Annotated in this window: 22 protein-coding genes; 21 read left to right on the plus strand and 1 reads right to left on the minus strand. The window is 62.7% G+C overall.

Annotated features, from left to right (window positions below):
* The first annotated feature begins 16 nt into the window (after positions 1-16).
* From murB to J3481_RS06865, 21 genes are all read left to right on the plus strand, one after another.
* Positions 17-964 (plus strand): UDP-N-acetylmuramate dehydrogenase, encoded by a 948-nt coding sequence (gene murB, locus J3481_RS06765; protein WP_206831238.1) that lies wholly within the window; start codon positions 17-19, stop codon positions 962-964.
* A complete protein-coding gene (locus J3481_RS06770; RefSeq protein WP_206831237.1) occupies positions 945-1,262 on the plus strand; it encodes a UDP-N-acetylglucosamine 1-carboxyvinyltransferase in 318 nt (105 codons plus the stop codon). Before murB ends, J3481_RS06770 begins: the two co-directional genes overlap by 20 nt.
* A 111-nt stretch (positions 1,263-1,373) precedes the next feature.
* Entirely contained in the window at positions 1,374-2,366 is a 993-nt protein-coding gene (locus tag J3481_RS06775) for a YpdA family putative bacillithiol disulfide reductase (RefSeq protein WP_206831236.1), read from the plus strand.
* Between the two features lie 57 nt (positions 2,367-2,423).
* A complete protein-coding gene (locus J3481_RS06780; protein WP_206831235.1) occupies positions 2,424-2,582 on the plus strand; it encodes a hypothetical protein in 159 nt (52 codons plus the stop codon).
* Positions 2,579-4,054, plus strand: a complete 1,476-nt coding sequence (locus J3481_RS06785; RefSeq protein ID WP_328702060.1) for a recombinase family protein — start codon at positions 2,579-2,581, stop codon at positions 4,052-4,054. Before J3481_RS06780 ends, J3481_RS06785 begins: the two co-directional genes overlap by 4 nt.
* Positions 4,055-4,070: 16 nt before the next feature.
* Complete coding sequence (gene murA / locus J3481_RS06790; RefSeq protein WP_268884317.1) at positions 4,071-5,069, plus strand: UDP-N-acetylglucosamine 1-carboxyvinyltransferase; 999 nt, start codon at positions 4,071-4,073, stop codon at positions 5,067-5,069.
* A 35-nt stretch (positions 5,070-5,104) separates the two neighbouring features.
* Positions 5,105-5,935: a cell division protein FtsQ/DivIB gene (locus J3481_RS06795; protein WP_206831233.1), complete on the plus strand. Its 831-nt coding sequence runs from the start codon at positions 5,105-5,107 to the stop codon at positions 5,933-5,935.
* A 14-nt stretch (positions 5,936-5,949) separates the two neighbouring features.
* Positions 5,950-6,654: a DUF881 domain-containing protein gene (locus J3481_RS06800; protein ID WP_206831232.1), complete on the plus strand. Its 705-nt coding sequence runs from the start codon at positions 5,950-5,952 to the stop codon at positions 6,652-6,654.
* A gap of 5 nt (positions 6,655-6,659) precedes the next feature.
* Positions 6,660-7,400 carry a DUF881 domain-containing protein gene (locus J3481_RS06805; protein WP_206831231.1) on the plus strand — a complete coding sequence of 247 codons (741 nt, stop codon included), beginning with the start codon at positions 6,660-6,662 and terminating at the stop codon, positions 7,398-7,400.
* On the plus strand, positions 7,400-7,783 hold the full coding sequence (locus J3481_RS06810; protein WP_206831230.1) for a small basic family protein: 384 nt from the start codon (positions 7,400-7,402) through the stop codon (positions 7,781-7,783). Before J3481_RS06805 ends, J3481_RS06810 begins: the two co-directional genes overlap by 1 nt.
* Positions 7,784-7,894: 111 nt before the next feature.
* On the plus strand, positions 7,895-9,130 hold the full coding sequence (gene ftsA / locus J3481_RS06815) for a cell division protein FtsA (RefSeq protein WP_206831229.1): 1,236 nt from the start codon (positions 7,895-7,897) through the stop codon (positions 9,128-9,130).
* A gap of 87 nt (positions 9,131-9,217) precedes the next feature.
* Complete coding sequence (gene ftsZ, locus J3481_RS06820) at positions 9,218-10,357, plus strand: cell division protein FtsZ (protein ID WP_206831228.1); 1,140 nt, start codon at positions 9,218-9,220, stop codon at positions 10,355-10,357.
* A gap of 272 nt (positions 10,358-10,629) precedes the next feature.
* Positions 10,630-11,649, plus strand: a complete 1,020-nt coding sequence (locus J3481_RS06825; protein WP_206831227.1) for a sigma-E processing peptidase SpoIIGA — start codon at positions 10,630-10,632, stop codon at positions 11,647-11,649.
* The gene (gene sigE, locus J3481_RS06830; protein WP_206831226.1) at positions 11,546-12,295 is read left to right on the plus strand and encodes an RNA polymerase sporulation sigma factor SigE; all 750 of its coding nucleotides are present in this window, start codon (positions 11,546-11,548) and stop codon (positions 12,293-12,295) included. The genes J3481_RS06825 and sigE overlap by 104 nt, the downstream gene beginning before the upstream one ends.
* Before the next feature lie 179 nt (positions 12,296-12,474).
* Positions 12,475-13,254 (plus strand): RNA polymerase sporulation sigma factor SigG, encoded by a 780-nt coding sequence (gene sigG, locus J3481_RS06835; RefSeq protein WP_206831225.1) that lies wholly within the window; start codon positions 12,475-12,477, stop codon positions 13,252-13,254.
* Positions 13,255-13,308: 54 nt separating this feature from the next.
* Positions 13,309-13,605, plus strand: coding sequence for a YlmC/YmxH family sporulation protein (locus J3481_RS06840; protein WP_206831224.1), 297 nt, complete (start codon positions 13,309-13,311; stop codon positions 13,603-13,605).
* A 47-nt stretch (positions 13,606-13,652) separates the two neighbouring features.
* The gene (gene pgeF / locus J3481_RS06845; RefSeq protein ID WP_206831223.1) at positions 13,653-14,441 is read left to right on the plus strand and encodes a peptidoglycan editing factor PgeF; all 789 of its coding nucleotides are present in this window, start codon (positions 13,653-13,655) and stop codon (positions 14,439-14,441) included.
* A 3-nt stretch (positions 14,442-14,444) separates the two neighbouring features.
* Positions 14,445-15,134, plus strand: a complete 690-nt coding sequence (locus J3481_RS06850; RefSeq protein WP_206831222.1) for a YggS family pyridoxal phosphate-dependent enzyme — start codon at positions 14,445-14,447, stop codon at positions 15,132-15,134.
* 13 nt (positions 15,135-15,147) lie between these two features.
* Positions 15,148-15,429 carry a YggT family protein gene (locus tag J3481_RS06855; RefSeq protein ID WP_206831221.1) on the plus strand — a complete coding sequence of 94 codons (282 nt, stop codon included), beginning with the start codon at positions 15,148-15,150 and terminating at the stop codon, positions 15,427-15,429.
* A gap of 14 nt (positions 15,430-15,443) precedes the next feature.
* Positions 15,444-16,211 (plus strand): YlmH family RNA-binding protein, encoded by a 768-nt coding sequence (locus J3481_RS06860; protein ID WP_206831220.1) that lies wholly within the window; start codon positions 15,444-15,446, stop codon positions 16,209-16,211.
* Between the two features lie 101 nt (positions 16,212-16,312).
* Positions 16,313-16,819: a DivIVA domain-containing protein gene (locus tag J3481_RS06865; protein WP_206831219.1), complete on the plus strand. Its 507-nt coding sequence runs from the start codon at positions 16,313-16,315 to the stop codon at positions 16,817-16,819.
* A gap of 50 nt (positions 16,820-16,869) precedes the next feature.
* On the opposite strand, the gene J3481_RS06870 is transcribed toward J3481_RS06865, so the two are convergent.
* Complete coding sequence (locus J3481_RS06870) at positions 16,870-17,064, minus strand: hypothetical protein (protein WP_206831218.1); 195 nt, start codon at positions 17,062-17,064, stop codon at positions 16,870-16,872.
* Between the last annotated feature and the right edge of the window lie 54 nt (positions 17,065-17,118).

Consider the following 17,118-nt stretch of genomic DNA (forward strand, 5'->3'; position numbering starts at 1 on the left):
TCGTGGAGGACTATCGATGCATGACGATCCGTTTGTACAACGTCTCTCGGGTCACGGGCTGAAGGTGACCCGCGGAGAACCGATGAAGCGCCACACGACGTGGCGCATTGGCGGCCCTGCCGATTACTTTGTGGAACCGGACTCGGTGGAGGCGCTTCGCGCCGCGGTCTGCGCGGCGCGCGAGCACGGCCTGCCGATCACCGTGATTGGCCGCGGCTCCAACATGCTCGTGCTGGACGGCGGGATCCGCGGCCTCGTGATCAAGCTGCACGATGCCTTCGCCGCGTACGAGGTCGAGGAGCGCGAATGCGCTGTCCGCGCCATGGCGGGCCGCTCGTACGTCGCACTGGCGAATATCGCCATCCGGCACGGCCTGAGTGGCCTGGAGTTTGCGACGGGCATTCCCGGTTCGGTCGGCGGCGCCGTGATGATGAACGCGGGCGCGTACGGCCGCGAGACGTGCGAGGTGCTCGAGTGGGCCGAAGTGATGGACGAGAAGGGCGAGATTCAGCGTCTGTCGAATCGCGATCTGCATTTTGGCTATCGGCACAGCGTCCTCAAGGAGCGGTTTGGGATTGTGACGTGGGCAAAGTTTCAACTTCAGCCCGGCGATCGCGACGAGATGCGGCGCGTGGTTCGGGCGTGGTCCCAACGGCGCATTGCGACTCAGCCCCTCAGCTTTCCGAACTGCGGTTCCGTGTTTCGCAATCCCGAAGGGACGCATGCGGCGAAGTTGATTGAAGCGGCGGGGCTCAAGGGGCTGCGCCGAGGTCAAGCCATGATCAGCGATAAACATGCGAACTTCATCATCAATCTCGGCAACGCGCGCGCGAGCGACGTGCTGTGGCTGATTCGGCACGCGCAGGCCGTGGTGCGGGAGCGCTTTGGCATCTCGTTGGAAACCGAGGTTCGCGTGCTGGGTGAACCTGTGGGAGGTGCGGACGATGGACATCTTGCGCATTGAGGGCGGCGTTCCGCTGGCCGGCGAACTGCGGATTGCGGGCGCCAAAAACGCGGCCCTTCCCATTCTCGCCGCCACGGTCATGGTGGCGGGGCGCTCCGTGGTCCACAATGTTCCGGATCTTGAGGACGTCCGCGTGATGCTGGAGATTCTGAAGAGCCTTGGCGCGAACGTGTCGATGTCGGCGGGCACCGTCACGGTCGACGCCTCCACGCTCAACTCGACGCAGGTGCCTGCTCATCTCATGCAAAAAATGAGGTCCCCCATGTGCTGCGATTGGCTGTTTTCCCTCTGCGCGTAAGCCAAGTCGTTGTTCGCCCTCGGAAGCCGACGCAAAGGCCGCTGCCCGCTGTGGTATCATGACGGAGTCTGGAGATTCCAAGATAGAGATTTCCGCTAGGAGACGAGGGCTATGTTCGAAGCGTGTATCATTGGTGCCGGCCCATGTGGCCTGGCTGTGTCCGTCGAGTTGAAGCGGCGCGGCATTCCCCATGTCGTGATCGAAAAATCCTGCATCGTGTCCACCATCTATCGCTTCCCCACGCAAATGGTTTTCAATTCCACGCCCGAGCGCCTCGAAATCGGGGATATCCCGTTTTACACCGAGCGGGCGAAACCGACTCGCATGGAGGCACTGACCTACTACCGAACGGTCGTCCAGCGGTTGCAACTGCCGGTTCGCCAGTATGAGGAGGTCGTCGCCGTCACACGGCCGGAGGATGAGGGGACGTTTCGCGTCCAATCGCGCACCCTCGCGGGACAAACGCTTGAAACGGACGCGAAGGCCGTGGTTGTTGCCACCGGTTACTTCGATCATCCCAACCTGCTCGGCGTGCCCGGCGAGCATCTGCCGCACGTCAGCCACTATTACCGCGATGCCCACCCTTACTACGGGCAGCGCGTGGTCGTGATCGGCGGGACCAATTCGGCGGCCGAGGCGGCCATTGATCTCCATCGCATCGGTGCGGAGGTCGTGCTGGTTCACCGCGGTGCGGCGATGTCCGACAAGATCAAACCCTGGGTGAAGCCCGACATCCAAAGCCTCATCGACAAGCGGGCCATCGATGTTCACTTTCGCTCGCGCGTGACGGAGATCCGCCCGGATCACGTGCGGGTTGAGACGCCGGAGGGACTCATCGAGATTCCCTGCGATCACGTCCTCGCCCTCACGGGCTATCATCCCGACATGTCGTTCTTGGAGAAGCTCGGGATCCAGATCGACCCCGAGACCGGGATCCCCGCGCACGATGAGGAGACCTTCGAGACGAACGTTCCCGGCATCTACGTCGCGGGCGTCGTGGTCTCGGGTTTTGACGCCAACCGCATCTTCATCGAAAACGGCCGGCTCCAGGCCCCGAAGATTGCTGAATCCATCGCTTCCCGGGCGACGGTGCGCGTCGGATAACCCGTCCGGCAAGATGGTCAACCCCTCCCGCATATCGGTCTGTCGGGAGGGATGAAGATGCGAATTCGCGCCGTCTACGTCTGGGATGCCCGGCGTGAGCGGCTCCTGCCTGTCAGCGAGGCGGAGAAACAGGTGACGGAGCGAGTCATCGCCGTGTCCCGCCCCCTCGTGGAGCGCATGCTCGCGCATCGCGGCAGGCGGGTGACCCCCGAGTGAACGACCGGCAGTCGGTGAACGGCAGGCACCTGGCGCTCTACCTCCGCGTGTCGACGGAGGAGCAGGCCACGGCTGGCCACAGCCTGCGCGAGCAAGAAGAGCAGTTGTTGGAATATGCCCGGACGAACGGGTTTGATCGGTACGAACTGTATTGCGACGACGGGTTTTCGGCCAAGTCGTTGAATCGCCCGGCGATGGAGCGCCTGCGGGCCGACATCCGGGCGGGCAAGGTGATGGGCGTGGTGACGACCCGCATCGATCGCCTGACCCGGAGCGTCGGGGACTTCGCCCGTTTGGTGGAGGAAATGAACCAGCACGGGGTGTTCTACCGCTCGACGAGGCAGAACTTTGAAATCTCGACGGCGATGGGGCGGCTGGTGGCGCAGATGCTGTCGGTCATCGCGGAATTCGAACGCGAGATGATCGCGGAGCGCGTGCATGAGAATTTGTTGGCGATGGCGCAGCGCGGCGAGCTCGCCACGAAGCCGCCGTTTGGCTACCGGCTGGCAAATGGCCGGCTGGCGCCCGATCCGCGCGAGGCGCGCTGGGTCAGGGAAGGCGCACGCCTCTTGCTCAACGGCGCGAGCCCGAGAGAGGTCGCCATGCAATTCAACGCCCTCGGGGTGCGCACCAAGACCGGGCGGCTATGGACGGATCGGACGGTCCGCACCTTGTTTTCAAACCCCGCATTGGCCGGGATCGCCATATGGAACCGGCGCAAGACGCAAGGCGCAAGGCGGACGGAGCGCGAGCCGGAGGAGTGGGTGCGCGTCGAGGGCGCTCACGAAGCCATCCTGAGCCGCGAGGAATTCGAGGCGTTGTGCCGCCTCCTGGAGAAACGGCGAGAACTGAGGCCGCGATCGCAGGGATCGAAGCGCCCGCTCGCCGGCCTGGTGCGTTGTGGCTTTTGCGGAAGCCCGATGTACGCGAGCTGGCAGATCACCCACCGCGCGGGGCAACGCGTGAAACGGCCTATCTATCGCTGTGGCCGCTACGTCACCGGCGGCGGGTGCACGCCCAATCAGGTCGATGCGGAAGCGCTCGAGCGGCTTGTGCTCGACGAACTGCTCCGCCGCGCGCGGCCTGAGCTCGAGCGGCTCGCCTCAGCCTACCGGGCGGATGCAAACGCCGACGAATGGCGAATGGCGAAGCGAAAGCGCCGCGTCGCCCTGTCCAACCTCGCTCGATTGGCCGAGGCGTACGCCTCCGGAGTCGTGTCGGACGAGGCGTTTGTCCGAGAGCAGGAGCGCCTCCTTCGCGTGCTGGACGAGTGCGACGATACGGAGTCGAGGGCGGCCGCACTGCTCACGGAAGGCGGTTGGGAGGCTTGGCTGCGCGACCTCTTCGACCGCCTCGCGGGCGACGCTCACTTGGCGCGAGCCCTCATTCTGGACGTGGTGCGCGAAGTTCGCGTGTTTCGCGAGAGGCGCTCTCGCGAGGTCGACGTCGATCTCGTCCTGGGCCTCGAGTGATGCCCAAAAAAGTCGATTGCGGATCATGGGGTCTTCCATCTTCCTGATGGGGCCGCTCATGGCCCGATGCGGCGAGGTCACGGTGTCGAAGCCGGGCGGGTGTGTCATCGGCCAGCGGCCGATCGATTTTCACCTGCGGGGTTTGAAGGCGCTCGGGGCGCGCATCGAGGAGTCGCACGGGCTCATCCGCTGTCAAGCCAAGCGCCTGGTCGGCACGCACATCGTGCTCGACTTTCCCTCCGTGGGCGCGACCGAGAACCTGCTCATGGCAGCGGTCCTGGCCGATGGGACCACCGTCATTGAAAACGCGGCGCGAGAGCCGGAGGTGGAAGATCTCGCAAACTTCCTCCGAGCGGCAGGCGCCGACATTCACGGGGCCGGCACAGGGCGGATCGAGGTGCGTGGGTGCTCGGAACTCGCGGAGGCGTCGTATACCGTCATCCCCGATCGCATTGTCGCTGGCACCATCATGGCGATGGTCGCGGCGGCCGGCGGCGCGGTGCGGCTTGTGGGAGCGCGCGCGGATCACTTGGGTGTCGTGCTGCAGAAGCTGCGCGACGCGGGTGTTCGCGCCGAGGTGGACCATGATATAATAACTGTCATCTGTGAGGAGACCCCTTCATCCATCGACATTCGCACCGCGCCTTACCCAGGGTTTCCAACGGACCTTCAGGCGCCTTTCATGGCGTTTTTGACGATAGCCAAGGGCACGAGCATCGTGCAAGAAAGCGTGTTTGAGGCTCGTTTCAAACACGTCGACGAGCTGGTGCGCATGGGTGCCAACGTCTCCGTCGACCTGCGCACGGCCATCGTGCGGGGCGTGCCGCGGCTGTCCGGTGCACGCGTCGCCGCCGCGGACCTTCGCGGTGGCGCGGCGCTCGTCGTGGCGGGGCTTGCGGCCCATGGCGTCACGGAAGTCGAAGGAATGCACCACATCGACCGCGGGTACGAAGACATGGCTTCTCTGCTTCGCGCCCTCGGGGCGCGCGTGTCGCGCCTGAGGGTCAGCGGATAAGGAGGAGGCGCACGGGCGGCGAAAGGCGTGAAAGCATGCCACGGCAGGAAACGGCAGAAGAACGCGAACGTCGAAAGGCGAGGAATCGGCGCATCGTGGTGAGCTTCTTCGCGTTCATCGGGCTTGTCGCGGTGCTGGAGTCGCCGCTCGCCCGCGTGCGCCATATTCAGGTGCGCGGAAACACGACGATACCGATGGCCCAGGTCGTCGCGTCAAGCGGCATTGCCTACGGAGAAAGTCTGTGGGCCGTCAACCGCAGGCGGGCGGCGTCGGCCGTTGTCGCCAAGTTGCCTATGGTCGATCGCGCCGCCGTTTCCGTCTCCTGGACATCAGGCACGGTTTCCATCGACGTGCACGAGCGAGATGTGGTGGCCGTCTACGCGGCCCAGAACGGCTTCTATGAGCTCATGTCAAACGGCTACGTGTATCAGCAGATCGCCTCGGCCGCGGGTCTCCCGTATCCGATCGTCACCGGTCAGGCGTCCGATCTCTCGGTGCACCACATGGTCTCTTCGGCGGTCTCCACGGTCTGTCGCCAACTCGCTGAGGTTCCTTCGAGCGAGCTGACCGGGGTGTCCGAGATCCACGTAAACGGTGACGGTACCGTCACCCTGTATCTGGACAACGATTTCGAGGTGCTGGCGGATGCGGCCGATCTTCGAGGGGCGTTGGCCGCCGTTCAGCCGACCGTCCGGTACTTCGAGGCGAAGGGATATCGGCCGGGCGTCATCGATTTGACCGGATCTCCGCCGTACCGGTACACGCCGTTCTCGGCGCTGCCTGGCGTGAGGTCAGACAACTCAACCGCTGTGGAAGCGAGCGGTCAAACCAACGGGACAAGCCCCCAGACGGCCTCTCATCCCTGAGAAGGAGGGTGCCTGTGAAAGCGCAGGGACGTGTCATCGCATCGCTCACGGTGGTCGCGGTGGCATTGGGCTACATGCTGACGGTGAGCTACCGGCAGAACCACGCGGCGGCAGCGCTCGGCGTGCTGGTCAACGGAAGCTCGGCGGTCAACCGAGAGCTCGCGCAACGGCTCGGCGAGTTGAAACAGTCGAATCAAGAAGCTCAGCAGCAGTTGGCCACCTTGACGCAGGAGATCGCCCAGTACGAACAGATCTCCGCGGGGTCGACGGATTCCGTCCAGGCGATTCAGCAGCGTATGTCTGGGGAGCGCATCCTGGCCGGCTTGACGCCCGTGCATGGCCCGGGCATTCAGCTGACGCTCAACGATGGCAGTGCGGGTGGAAGCGACGTCGAGCAGATTCTGGCCCACGACTGGACGTTGCGCAACCTGGTGAACGAGTTGTTCACCGCCGGTGCTGAGGCCGTGGCCATCAACGATTATCGGGTGCTGGCCACATCTTCCATTGAGTGTCAGGGGCCCGTCGTCTCGGTCAACGGCCATCGCCTCGGGGCACCGTTCACGGTGGTCGCCATCGGCGACCCCGCTGTGTTGTCCTCGGCGCTCGAGATCCAGGGCGGAATCCTGGATGCGATGCGTCAGGAGGGATTGCAGGTTTCCACGCCCGAGGTCGAGAGCGATATTCACATCCCGGCCTATACCAATTCACTTCAGGGGTGACGCGGATGGCGGCTCGCTCCAACCGAAGCCTGGTGTGGGTGGCGACAGCCACCGTCGCTGCGCTGGGCTTCATGGTGACGGTCGATCTGACGGCGGAAGCGCCGGCCGGATCGGGCAACACAAGTTACATCGATCTGCGAACGCAGGTCTCGGAACAGGCGCAGGAACACATCCTGCTTGAGCAGCAGATCTCAAAACTGGAAGCACAGCTGGCGGAGTATCGGGCGGCGAGCGGGAGCCAGAAGGATCTCAAGCAGGTGTTGGCGAGGGACGAGCGTCAATTGGCGTCCGAGGCCGGGCTGACGTCCGTCACCGGGCCTGGTATCACCATCACCATCCAACCGGACGCCAAACTCGGGGCGAGTCCCGCCCAGATGGCGCTGTTTCCCCAGCAGGCTGACCAGTGGCTGGACGAGGTCGTGAACGTCCTGTTCGGGAATGGCGCGACGGCCATCGCCATCAACGGCCAGCGGCTCGTCGGCACGTCGTCCATTCGGCTGGTCGAGGTGAATGGGATCGGCAGTGTGCACGTCAATGGGCGATCTATCGAAGAACCGTACGTCATTCAGGCTGTGGGCAACGTGCAGCAGATGCAAACGGGGCTGTCGGTGAACGTCCTGCAAGGCTACTTTGAGGCGATGGGCCAGGACTTCATCATTCGCTCATACCCCTCGCCCCGCGGCGTGACCGTTCCCGCCTATACGGGACCGTTGCCTGGGCAATACGCGAAGGAGGGAAACGGCTGATGTATTGGTTGCCCGTCTTAGGCTTGGCCGTTGGCATTGGGCTTGGCTTGGTGACCAACGTCGTCATCCCTGTCGCGTTCACCAGTTATCTGTCGATTGCCATTCTCGCCGCGCTGGACACGGTCGTGGGGGGCATTCGGGCGAGCCTTGACAAGACCTTCGACAGCGCCGTGTTTCTGTCTGGCTTTTTCACCAACACGCTGGTCGCCGCCCTCCTCGCCTATATTGGAAATCAACTCGGGGTGGATCTGTATTTGGCTGCCGTCGTGGCCTTTGGCGTGCGCCTCTTTCAGAACATCGCCGTCATCCGGCGGCACGTGTTCACGCTCATCCGACAACGGCGAGTGGCCCGCCGCATGGCGTCCACGAAAGATGGAGTTTGAAACCGTTCCTCGAAATCAAAGATTTTTCGCCAGCGCTAGAGGATTGTCGAAATCCGTGTGGAAGTAGATAGAGAATCGCAGTCTCGGGCGCTCTAGGGAGGTGCCACTCGGTTGGCCAAGGAAGACTACATCGTCAGTCTCGACATCGGCACTTCGAAGGTGCGAGTCATCATCGGAGAGTCGACAGGAAACAACTTGAACATCATAGGAGTGGGCTCCGCCTCGAGTCAAGGACTGCGCCACGGTGCGATTGTGGATATTGACAAAACGGTTGATTCAATCCGCGAAGCAGTCGATCACGCCGAGCGCATGGTGGGCATTCGAATTCCATCGGCGTACGTGGGCATTTCCGGGGAGCACATTCAGTTGCACAGCTCGCACGGGGTGGTCGCGGTTTCGTCGGCGGATCGCGAGATCGCGGATGAAGATATTGAACGCGTTTTGCAGCAAGCGCGAGTCGTGGCGCTGCCTCCGGAACGCGAGGTTATTGATGTCGTTGCCAAGGAATTTGTCGTCGATGGCCTGCGGGGAATCATGGATCCGCGGGGGATGCTGGGCGTGCGGCTCGAAGTCGACGCCTACCTCATCACCGGTAGCCGCACGGCCATTCACAACATCGTTCGCTGTGTGGAGCGCGCGGGACTGGAAGTGTCGAACCTCGTGCTTGCCCCCATGGCGGCGAGCCAGATTGCGCTGACCCAGGATGAGCGCAAATTGGGCGTCGCGCTGGTGGACGTGGGCGCCGGCGTGACTTCGGTCAGCGTGTTCGCCAACGGCGTCCTGATGGGGACGAGCATCATTCCCATTGGGGGCGACTATGTGACGCAGGACATCGCCATCGGCCTGCGGACCAACACGGTCGCGGCCGAGCAGGTGAAACTCCGCCATGCGTGCGCCATGGTGGAACAGGCGTCGGAGCACGAGACGTTTCGCGTGCCCCGGATGGGGAGCAACAAGGAAGCCGAATTCACCCAGTACGATCTCGCCACGATCATCGAGCCTCGCATGCAGGAGATATTCGGCTTAGTGCGAAAAGAAGTAGAAAAGATGGGCTACGCCGACGAGTTGCCCGCGGGCTACGTGTTTCACGGCGGCGTGATGTCGACGCCTTCCGCGGCCGAGTTGGCCGGGGAGGAACTTCAGGCGCCCGTGCGCATCGCGGTTCCCGAGTTTCTGGGTGTGAGAGATCCCTCGTTCGTGAACGGGGTCGGCATGATTGTGTACGCCGCGCGCACGGGGCTGAGGCCAAGCTCGGCGGATTACAACGCTGGCGCTCGCCAGGTTCGTTCGTCCAATCACGTCGGCGTATTTGCACGAATCAAAGATTGGCTGCGCGATTTCGTGTGATGTCGGCCGGTGTGTGCGCGCACGTGCGCGCTGACACCATACTGTCGCAGGGGAAGTGCGGAGCCAAATAGATTAGGAGGACCCACAGTGCTGGAATTCGATTTTGAAACTGATTCCCTTGCCAATATTAAGGTGATCGGCGTCGGCGGCGGCGGGTGCAATGCAGTGAACCGGATGATCGAATCGGGCGTCAAGGGCGTGGAATTCATCGTCGTGAACACCGATGCCCAGGCGCTCAAGCTGTCGAAAGCCGAGACGAAGCTTCAGATTGGCGAGAAGTTGACGCGCGGGTTGGGCGCAGGTGCGAATCCTGAAATCGGCAAGAAGGCGGCCGAAGAGAGCCGCGAGATGTTGGCGAATGCGCTGAAAGGCGCGGACATGGTCTTTGTCACGGCCGGCATGGGAGGCGGCACAGGGACCGGCGCGGCTCCTGTCATCGCCGAGATCGCGAAGGAGCTTGGGGCGCTCACGGTGGGCGTGGTGACCAAGCCGTTTCGGTTTGAGCAGCGCCGCCGCATGATCCAAGCGGAGCAAGGCGTCAATGAGCTGAAACAGAAGGTGGACACGCTCATCGTCATCCCCAACGACAGGTTGCTGGAGATCGTCGACCGAAACACGCCGGTGCTCGAAGCGTTCCGGGAAGCGGACAACGTCTTGAGGCAGGGCGTTTCGGGCATCTCGGATCTGATTGCGACGCCCGCCCTCATCAACGTCGACTTCGCGGACGTGAAGGCCATCATGACTGAGCGGGGTTCGGCGCTGATGGGCATCGGCATCGCCTCTGGCGAAAATCGGGCGGCGGAAGCGGCCAAGAAGGCCATTTCGTCTCCGCTCCTGGAGACCTCCATCGACGGCGCGCGCGGCATTCTCATGCACGTCGCGGGCGGCACGAATCTCAGCCTCTGGGAGGTCAATGAGGCCGCCGATATCGTGTCGATGACGGCGGATCCCGACGTCAACATGATCTTCGGGGCGGCCATCGATCCGAATCTGGAAGACGAGATCGTCGTCACGGTCATCGCGACGGGATTCGACGGATCCAATCAGCAACAGCAGGCGCGGCAGAGTCATCTCCACCACGAGCCGAACGAGAACGTGGTGCGAGGGACGGTGCAGCGTCATCCGTCCGCGCAAGATCCCGTGCTCAACGTGCCGAACACGGGAAATCCATGGGAAATTCCGGCGTTCATGCGCCGTCAGAACAGCAGGTTTGGGCGAGATCGCTGAACCGCGCCGTGCCGTAAAGAAGAGGTACCTTCCCGCGAGGGTCTGCCGACAAAGGCAGGCCCTTATCGCGTTGAATGAGAAACCCTTGCTTTGCCGGGCATCCTCCTACACGCCTCGACCTCCTTCTTCAAAAAAGTCTACGGCTCACCCGTCAAGTTCCGACAGGCTTCGTAATAGAAATCAACTATACTGTCCTCCAAACGATGCGGTGTGATCCCGAGGACACGCCGCCCGTCGGATGGGACACGCCGTGTTCCACCAGAGGTGATGGTGTGCAGGCCCTGCCGGTGGTCTACATCGACATCGTCTGGATGGTCAACTTCATCATGGACTTCGCGTTGCTCTGGACGACCGGCTGGCTGATGAAGCGCCGGGCGCGCTGGACGCGGCTCTTGGGGGGCGCCTTCATCGGCGCGACCTACGCGCTCGCGCTCTTTGTCCCCGCAATGTCTTTCACCACCACGTGGCCCGGAAAGGCGCTCGTGTCCGTGCTGATGGTCTGGGTGGCCCTGCCGCACCGCAACGCGCTCGATCTCGCCCGATTGGTCGGCGTGTACTACTTGGTGTCGTTCGTCGTCGCAGGGGCGAGCGTGGCGTCCCGGTTCGCCCTGCCGGGAACGACGCTCAACCATGCGCTCTGGAGCGCCCGAGGCGTGGCTTTCACCACCTCCGGCGAGACGCTCGGTCTCATGGTGGGGCTGCCGCTTGCGCTGCACGGCCTGAAGCGACTCGCCGCGCGGCTGCGCAGGGATGCGCGCATCGAGCAATCGTTGGTCGATCTCGAGATCGAGTTCGACGGGATCGCCATCCGTTGCCGAGCGCTCGTCGACACGGGCAACCAACTGGTCGATCCCGTCTCGAGGCGGCCCGTGTCGCTGGTCGACGCGGATGTCCTCATGCCCGCGTTTCCGGAATCGGTGCGCGCGCGTGTCGCGGCCGGCGCCAACCTGTTGGACGCGTTGACGGAGGCGCTGCCGAACACGCCCTTTTCCATTGTGCCGTTTCAAGGGGCTTCCGGCCGCGGCTTGACGGTGGCGCTCCGCCCCAAAGCCGTGTATCTCGTGCAGGCGGATGGCTCGCGCGTCCTCGGCGCGGACAGCCTGTTTGCGGTCTTTCCTGGCGTGCTCAGCGCGGATGGGACGTTTCAAGCCATCTTGCACCCTGAAGTCATGAATGGAGTGGATGACGATGCAGATGTTCCAATCCCTCGAAACCAAGCGCCGCCTCGCGCTCCTTCGGCTTCGCCTTCTCTACATCCGCCTGCGAATTCGCCTCCTGGGTCAGCCGGATGAGGTCTATTACGTCGGCGGAAGCGAGGCGCTGCCTCCGCCGCTGACCAAGGAGGAGGAGCAGTATCTGCTTGAGCGCCTGCCCTCGGGCGATCCGTCCGTGCGATCCATGCTCATTGAGCGCAACCTGCGGCTCGTCGTGTACATCGCCCGCAAGTTCGAGAACACTGGCGTCAACATCGAGGATCTCGTGTCCATCGGGACCATCGGGCTCATCAAAGCGGTGAACACGTTCGATCCGTCCAAGAAAATCAAGCTGGCGACGTACGCCTCGCGGTGTATCGAGAATGAAATCCTCATGTACCTTCGCAGGAACAACAAACTGCGCGCCGAGGTCTCGCTGGACGAGCCGCTCAACGTCGACTGGGACGGGAACGAGCTGCTGTTGTCGGATGTGCTCGGCACGGATTCGGATACCATCTATCGGAATCTCGAAGACGAAGTCGATCGCGAGCTGTTGTACGACGCGCTCGACAAGCTGAGCGAACGAGAACGCACCATCATGGAACTCCGCTTCGGACTTGGCACGGGACAGGAGATGACGCAAAAGGACGTCGCGGATCTCCTCGGAATTTCCCAATCCTACATATCGCGCTTGGAGAAGCGCATTTTGAAGCGGCTCCAACGCGAATTCAACAAGATGATGTGAGGCCAAGTTCCATCCTTCCCTCGGTGAATCCCCTTCGTCTGCACGAATGAGCGGCGCCAGCGGGCGCCGCTTGTTGTTCCGCCGCCGATTGCATAACCACGGCGAGACCGGACATACTTAAGACGAATTTTGGAATATGTGTACACACGTGTATGACGAGCAGACTTGGGGGGACTTCTTTGAAGCGCAACAAGGTGGAGATCTGCGGCGTCAACACTTCTCAGCTTCCCGTCCTCTCCAACGCCCAAATGAGGGAATTGTTTCAACAGCTGCAGGCCGGAGACACATCCGCGCGCGAAAAGCTGGTGAACGGCAACCTTCGCCTGGTCTTATCGGTCATTCAGCGCTTCAACAACCGCGGCGAGTACGTGGACGACCTGTTTCAGGTCGGCTGCATCGGACTGATGAAAGCCATCGACAATTTCGACCTCAATCAAAACGTTCGTTTTTCGACCTACGCAGTCCCCATGATTGTCGGCGAAATCCGCAGGTATTTGCGCGACAACAATCCCATCCGCGTCAGTCGCTCGCTGCGCGACATCGCGTACAAGGCCCTGCAGGTTCGAGACATGCTGGCCTCCAAGCACCTGCGCGAACCTTCCATCGTCGAGATCGCCAACGAGATGAATCTGCCGAAGGAAGAGGTGGTGTTTGCGCTTGACGCCATCCAGGACCCCGTGTCCATGTTCGAACCCATCTATCACGACGGGGGAGACCCCATCTACGTGATGGATCAGATTCACGACGAGCGGGAAAAGGACTCGGCCTGGGTGGAGGGAATTGCCCTTCGCGAGGCGATGCGCAAGCTGTCGGACAGGGAGAAAAAGATTCTGGCCAAGCGGTTTTACGAGGGCAAGACGCAGATGGAGGTGGCGGACGAGATCGGCATCTCGCAGGCGCAGGTCTCTCGATTGGAAAAAGCGGCGATCCATCGCATGTACAAACACATCCAGTCGTAACCGCTGCGCCATCGGTCATATGATCGGCGTAGGACCGATGGGAGGCGGATAGGCGTGGTGCGCATCTCGGAGCTTCAGTCCAAGGACGTGGTCAACGTCGAAGACGGCAAGCGGCTCGGCACCATCGGCGATTTGGAGATCGATCTCGACAGCGGACTCATTCGCGCCATTGTGATCCCAGGCCAGACGAAGTTTTTCGGGATGGTGGGCGGATCGCAGGACTACGTGATTCCTTGGAGCCAAATTGTCAAAATTGGGGCGGACGTCATTCTCGTCGATCTGCGCCCGCCCGGGGAGCCAGGGTACTATCTTCCTCCGCAATCCGGAAAGCGCGGCACGGGCGGTTACTGATGCGTGGCGCCGCGAAGCCGGATGGATGTATGATAGACGGCGGAGGGATGCGCTTGCTGAGAGACGTGATTGGGCAACATGGCGGTTTCGGCGTTCGTCCGCCTTTTCCGGGGCCGGCCGTTCGAGCCGCGTTTTTCTTTCGCCATGCGGATACCTGGCCCCCGACGGATTGGGATGCTTCGGAGCGCCTTGCTGGAGCCGATGGAGCCAGGGAGAACCGCGCGCGGATGCTGGCCAGGGCGGGGATGCGCGCCACATCCGTCTGCACGGTGCGGCAGGTCCACGGCGACCGGGTCATCCGCGTCGACGAGCCTATGGAGGGCGCTGTCGAGGCCGACGGGATGATCACCGACGTGCCGGGGCTTGCGCTCGGTATCCTCGTCGCGGACTGTGCGCCCGTCCTGTTGTACGATCCCGTCCGACGCGCGGTCGGCGCGTGCCACTCCGGATGGCGCGGCACCGTGCAGCAAATCGTCGGGCGGGCCCTTGAGCGCATGCGCGCCGAATACGGGACGGATCCGGGAGATGTCCATGTCGCCATCGGCCCGTGTGTCCGCCGGTGTTGTTACGAGGTGGACGATGTGGTGGCCGATCGCGTCCGGCAGACGCCGTTAGAGCGGGCGCTCATGCCCAGGTTCGGCCGCCCGGGAAAGTACACCTTCAGCTTGCCGCATGCGATTCGCCTCACGGCCGAGGCCTGCGGCATCCATCCAGACCGCGTCTACGATTCGGGCATCTGCACCTCCTGTCGCAATCGCCACCTGTTCTCCCACCGCCGCGAGCGCGACCGCGCGGGACGGCAGATGGCTGCCATCGGGCTTGTGATGGAGGGCTGAACGGTGGAATACGGTTTTGTGCAACAGAGGGTGGAAGAGATTCGCGCGCGGGTGGAGGAGGCCTGTCGACGAAGCCGTCGTCATCCTGACGGTGTCCGAATCGTGGCGGTGACGAAGACGGCAACCCCGGACGTCTTGCCCGCGCTGTACGCCGCAGGCATCCGCGATGTGGGGGAGAACCGCTGGCAGATGGCGCGGGACAAGCTTCAACATCCGGCCGCTTCTCAGTTTGTGTGGCACTTTATCGGCACGCTTCAGACCAACAAGGTCAAGTATGTCGCGCCGCGCTTCCATTGGATTCATTCGCTGGACCGGCCCGAGCTCGCGCACGCGTTGTCCGAAGAAGCGGTGCGCCGAGGGCTTGTGCTCAACGTCCTCGTCCAGGTCAACATCAGCGGCGAGGCGCAGAAGCACGGCGTGGCGCCCGAGGACGCGGAGCGCCTGGTTCGGCTCGCGCGCGAGCTTCCGGGTCTCTCGCTGCGCGGCCTGATGACCATGGCGCCCGTCGCTTCGCGCCCGGAGGATGTGCGCCATGTCTTCGCGGGTCTGCGGACGTTGTTGCACGACTTGCGATCGCGGCTGTCGCTCGAGGGGTTCGATCAGCTGTCGATGGGCATGTCGGACGACTTCGAGGTCGCCGTGGAGGAAGGAGCCACGATGATCCGAATTGGGCGCCGCTTGGTCAATCCGTGATGGGGGTGAACCGATGGACGGGCTGGCAGATGCCGTGCAATGGATGTTCGCGATGTACTTCTTCGTCCTGATGGCTGGCGCTCTCATCCAGATGGTGCCGGATTGGGCGCAATACCCCGTCGCCCGCTGGATTGTAGCCTGTTGCGAACCCTACCTCTGGGTGTTCCGGCGCCACCTTCGCCCTCTGCGCGTCGGGCGCGCGGCGGTGGATTTGTCGTGGCTCGCGGCAGTCGTCGTCTTCTTGATCGTGGAGGCCGGCGTGGACACGACGTTGACACAGCTGACCACGAGCTGAGGAGGCGGCAGGCAGTGGAACACGGATGGGTACGGGCGTCCGAGCAGCCCTGGGTTCGCCGCGCATCGGACTGGGTTCGGCAGGTGCAGGAGAACTACAGTCCCTATTTGACGGACTTTCTCACGCCCCGCGAGCGGTATCTTGCGGAAAGCGTGGCGCGAGGCGAAGGCGTCCACGCGGAGGCGTATGGCGGGTACGACGGCGCGGAGCGCGTGCGACTCCTGCTTTTGCCCGAACCTTGGCCCACAAGCTCGGAACAGTTTGAGATTCAGGCGCTGGAAGTCTCCGGCGTCGAGGGGACCTTCGCGCATGGGGACGTGTTGGGTTCGCTTTTGGGCCTGGGCTTGAAGCGCGATGCCCTGGGGGATATTGTTCCGGTGACGCCGACGAAGGCGTACGTGTTCATCAAGCGACAACTCGCGCGTTACCTCAAAGACGCGTGGTCGCGCGTCGGGCGTGTGCCCATTCTGTTGCGCGAGGTGGACGAAGTTCCAGAGCTTCCTCCGCCTCCTTACGAAGCCAAGGACATCTTCGTCATGTCCCCGAGAATGGATGCGATTGTGGCCCAGGCCTGCAGGATGTCGCGCAAGGAAGCGCAGGCGCTCGTGGCGAGCGGCCGCGTGGAACTGAACCACGCGGAGGCGCGGGCCGACGCGGAAGTCCGGCCCGGAGACGTGTTGTCGGTCCGGGGGTTCGGGCGCGTGCGTGTGATGGAGACCGTGGGACAGTCCAAAGGCGGCAGGTGGATTGTGCGGGTCGGCGTCTTGCGATCTCGCCCGTGATCGGTGAAGGATTTTGGCGCTTGCTGTCGAATAGCTGGGTGACGAACCTTCGCCCACGCAAAGGGTTGACAAGCCTGTGGTCGAGATGAGGGGGATTCGCCATGCCGTTGTCACCCATCGACATTCACAATAAAGAGTTCCGGCGCTCGTTGCGCGGGTACAACGAGGATGAAGTCGATGATTTCCTGGAGCGGGTCATCCAGGATTATGAGGCGCTGATTCGCCAGAACAAGCAGCTTGAGGAAGAGATCGCGCGGCTCAACGAGAAACTGGCCCATTATCAAAACCTCGAGGAAAGTCTCAGCAAGTCCATCCTTGTGGCACAGGAAACGGCTGAAGAGCTCAAGAACAACGCGAAGAAAGAAGCCCAACTCATCATTCGCGAGGCCGAGAAGAACGCGGATCGCATTGTCAGCGAGGCGCTGAACAAGGCGCGCAAAGTTGCGCTTGAGGTCGAGGAGATGCAGAAGCAGGCGGCCATTTTCCGCGCTCGGTTCCGTTCGCTCATCCAGTCTCAGTTGGAGATGATGGAGTCCGGCGACTGGGAGTCGTTCGAGCGCGATTTGGCTCGGCGGGAGGTCGCCGCAGCTGAACCGGACTTCGCCTGAATCTCCGCAAGCGTCGCCGCGAACGTATCTGCCGTACCCATTGGGTCGGCTTATTTTTTTTCGCTTCGCGCGGCATACCAGAGAAGGGCGAGTCCGAAGGCGACGAGCGAGGAGTCGATCACGACGTACGTCGCGTAGGGAAGTGCCAGTTGGAGCCACACGCGGGCGAGAATGCAAGCGGCGAACAGCGTGATGCCAATCCACAGAATGGCCCAGGAAGCAGCGAGAAGCCACGTTCTGCGCATCATTCATCTCTCCAGTCGAATCAACCCTGCCGATACCATCATACACAGACGGGC

It is taken from the genome of Alicyclobacillus fructus (genome assembly GCF_017329605.1).
Lineage (GTDB): Bacteria > Bacillota > Bacilli > Alicyclobacillales > Alicyclobacillaceae > Alicyclobacillus > Alicyclobacillus fructus.

Bases quoted from the DNA above. Each gene is read 5' to 3' on its own strand.
- murB (WP_206831238.1), top strand. From the start codon at position 17: ATGCATGACGATCCGTTTGTACAACGTCTCTCGGGTCACGGGCTGAAG.
- J3481_RS06770 (WP_206831237.1), top strand. From the start codon at position 945: ATGGACATCTTGCGCATTGAGGGCGGCGTTCCGCTGGCCGGCGAACTG.
- J3481_RS06775 (WP_206831236.1), top strand. From the start codon at position 1,374: ATGTTCGAAGCGTGTATCATTGGTGCCGGCCCATGTGGCCTGGCTGTG.
- J3481_RS06780 (WP_206831235.1), top strand. From the start codon at position 2,424: ATGCGAATTCGCGCCGTCTACGTCTGGGATGCCCGGCGTGAGCGGCTC.
- J3481_RS06795 (WP_206831233.1), top strand. From the start codon at position 5,105: ATGCCACGGCAGGAAACGGCAGAAGAACGCGAACGTCGAAAGGCGAGG.
- J3481_RS06805 (WP_206831231.1), top strand. From the start codon at position 6,660: ATGGCGGCTCGCTCCAACCGAAGCCTGGTGTGGGTGGCGACAGCCACC.
- J3481_RS06810 (WP_206831230.1), top strand. From the start codon at position 7,400: ATGTATTGGTTGCCCGTCTTAGGCTTGGCCGTTGGCATTGGGCTTGGC.
- sigE (WP_206831226.1), top strand. From the start codon at position 11,546: ATGCAGATGTTCCAATCCCTCGAAACCAAGCGCCGCCTCGCGCTCCTT.
- pgeF (WP_206831223.1), top strand. From the start codon at position 13,653: ATGCGCTTGCTGAGAGACGTGATTGGGCAACATGGCGGTTTCGGCGTT.
- J3481_RS06855 (WP_206831221.1), top strand. From the start codon at position 15,148: ATGGACGGGCTGGCAGATGCCGTGCAATGGATGTTCGCGATGTACTTC.
- J3481_RS06865 (WP_206831219.1), top strand. From the start codon at position 16,313: ATGCCGTTGTCACCCATCGACATTCACAATAAAGAGTTCCGGCGCTCG.
- J3481_RS06870 (WP_206831218.1), bottom strand. From the start codon at position 17,064: ATGCGCAGAACGTGGCTTCTCGCTGCTTCCTGGGCCATTCTGTGGATT.